The organism is Vibrio sp. V01_P9A10T6, assembly GCF_963877065.1.
GTDB lineage: Bacteria > Pseudomonadota > Gammaproteobacteria > Enterobacterales > Vibrionaceae > Vibrio > Vibrio anguillarum.
The window spans coordinates 1-2,262 of record NZ_CAWNTB010000126.1; the positions used below are offsets into that span (position 1 = coordinate 1).

3 protein-coding genes are annotated in these 2,262 nt (G+C 42.3%); all 3 read right to left on the reverse strand.

What is annotated here, in order from left to right; all coding sequences use genetic code 11:
- Positions 1-193 precede the first annotated feature (193 nt).
- Positions 194-1,015 carry an NAD-dependent epimerase/dehydratase family protein gene (locus AACQ21_RS06805; protein WP_105976647.1) on the reverse strand — a complete coding sequence of 274 codons (822 nt, stop codon included), beginning with the start codon at positions 1,013-1,015 and terminating at the stop codon, positions 194-196.
- 153 nt (positions 1,016-1,168) lie between these two features.
- Entirely contained in the window at positions 1,169-1,768 is a 600-nt protein-coding gene (locus AACQ21_RS06810) for a pentapeptide repeat-containing protein (RefSeq protein WP_105976646.1), read from the reverse strand.
- A gap of 296 nt (positions 1,769-2,064) precedes the next feature.
- Positions 2,065-2,262, reverse strand: a 198-nt coding sequence (locus tag AACQ21_RS06815) for a hypothetical protein (protein ID WP_308514523.1), incomplete at its 5' end; no start/stop codon positions are given.

Here is a 2,262-nt window from a genome sequence, read left to right on the forward strand (position 1 = left end):
CATTTGCCGACAACATAAAACGAATGGCCGGAGAAATCACAAAAGATTGAACTCCTAAATTTACCTGAGTTGCATAACGCCCAATTAAGGGGTGAGCAACGCTACCACCCAACCTAACGCATTGTACCGTAACCACTAAAATTGAAGTAGAAGCAAAAATGCCAAGCGTTGGGAATCCCTCTTAAATTGTTTGTTATGTGTAATTTTCTATGTACTTCCTTAATGACTCTGTCGATTCAAACAAAGGACTAATTGGAAGGTTAAGATTTAGCTTTTCAACTTCGACTGCCGAAGGTCCATAGCATTTCTCAAAGTCACTCCAACTGCTCTTGCGAACCCGCTTTACGACTTGAAAGTCTAGTAGCAACTGAGAAAATGCTTCGGGACTATACCCCTCAGTCTCAGCAATAAAATGTTGTGTAGCCGGACGTTTACCTTGAACCAGTGCCAAATAAAATCGAGCGATGTCATTAACATGGATATATTGATTGTAACCTTGAGATGGTATCGCTACTTGGAGAGTTTGGTCAGATAAGGAGTCTACAATTCGCTTTAGCTGACAGTTTTCACCACCATAAACCAAACTAGGACAGTAAACGACATGCCACTTCTTTTTGATAGCGCAACCTATTGTAACTGTGTCCAGTTCCACCGCGGCTAGAGGCTTAAGCCTAAATTCTTTGAGGTCATTGTTAGAAGCATTGCCAAACAGCCAAACGCCCGATGTGTGGATTTTTGTCGCACCTTCAGCCGCTAGTCTATCCAACTGCGTTAACAGCTTGGACTCTATATCAGCTATTTCATCCGGCGAAAATTCTGACCAATGTGGGCGAGCACAATTTATAACGATATCAAAGTAACCAGAGAAATCTGATGGCACATTGGTAAGCTTCCGAGCAGGAGGTAAGACACCACTAAACCTGCTGTAAGTTGAAACCTCAAAGCCACTTTCGACAAACATCTTAGTCACGTGGCTACCAATATACCCATTGGATCCTGATATAAGTACTTTCATTCTTTCCCTGAACTCTCGATTACACATAACGCCCGCCTAAGGGGCTGGCAACGCAAACCACTAAACTCAAACACAACAACTGTAACCACCGCGGCTCAATGGGACTGGAAACGCCACGCGTTGACAGTCCCTCTTGAGGCGTTTGTTAGGCGATTAATCAACCAACTCGATGCCTAAACATTCCAATAAATTCAGAGCTTCATAACGAGAAAACTTAGCCCCTTTGACTTGGTTCTCTAACACATTGATTGCGTAATTTGTCGATTCGCTGAAATCCACTTTTTGTAAGTTAGTCCGCATGAATAAGCTATGAGTAAAATCGCAGTAACACATTGTTGAACTGGCAAAATCGCCTTCGCGGAAGTCCACATCATGCAACTTACACTCATCGAATGCTAACTCATTCAATGTCAGCCCAAAGAATGAGGCATCGTTCAAAATACAACGCTGAAATTTAAGCTCAAAATCTAGGTGATAGACAGGCCACGTTGCTCTTGTCCAGTCGATACCCACGAGCTTACTGTCTTGAAATGACACACCATATAAACGTGCATTGGGGAAACTCGCTAAACTGAGATTGCAACGTGCAAACTCGCAACTTACAAACTTGCAGTTTTGGAACTGTACGCCAGACAAATCACAATCTGAAAAATGACATTCTTCAAATTCTATGTCTTTGAAATTATTTTCTGATAACTCAAGCTTCTCGAAGGAAACCTCTAGATACTGCTCACCACTTTTCAAAGATTTCATCGTTTCCTCCAATCGCCTAACGCTCGGCTAAGGGGTTGACAACGCACCACCGAACTCAAAAAACACACTGTAAACACTGAATTTCAATTTTGCACTAAAGCCGCCACGCGTTGGCAATCCCTCTTGAGCCGTTTGTTATGCAAATTCAATAAGATAAATCGACTTTACACGACCAAAAACCACCATTGCAATGGTTGAGTGATTCAAGAATCAACCCAAGCAAGAGCCGTGATAAATTAGCCGCCAAAACAAAGTTCACCTTTCAACAACAAACCAAGCTTTTGAATCAGGAAAACTCAACAAGCAAGACTTTCAGAAAAGGCGAAATGCTCGATTAACTTGCCCTTTCCACACTTTACGCCCGCTAAATTCACAACAAACCAGCACCAAAACTCATCAATACCTAAGCCGCTGCATACCACCTTAATCACTAAAATCAACGCATAGTAAAAATGCCACGCGTTGTGAATCCCTCTTGAGCAGTTTGTTAGTTG

Excerpts from the sequence above, each read along its gene's own strand:
- AACQ21_RS06805 (WP_105976647.1), bottom strand. The coding sequence starts at position 1,015 with ATGAAAGTACTTATATCAGGATCCAATGGGTATATTGGTAGCCACGTG.
- AACQ21_RS06810 (WP_105976646.1), bottom strand. The coding sequence starts at position 1,768 with ATGAAATCTTTGAAAAGTGGTGAGCAGTATCTAGAGGTTTCCTTCGAG.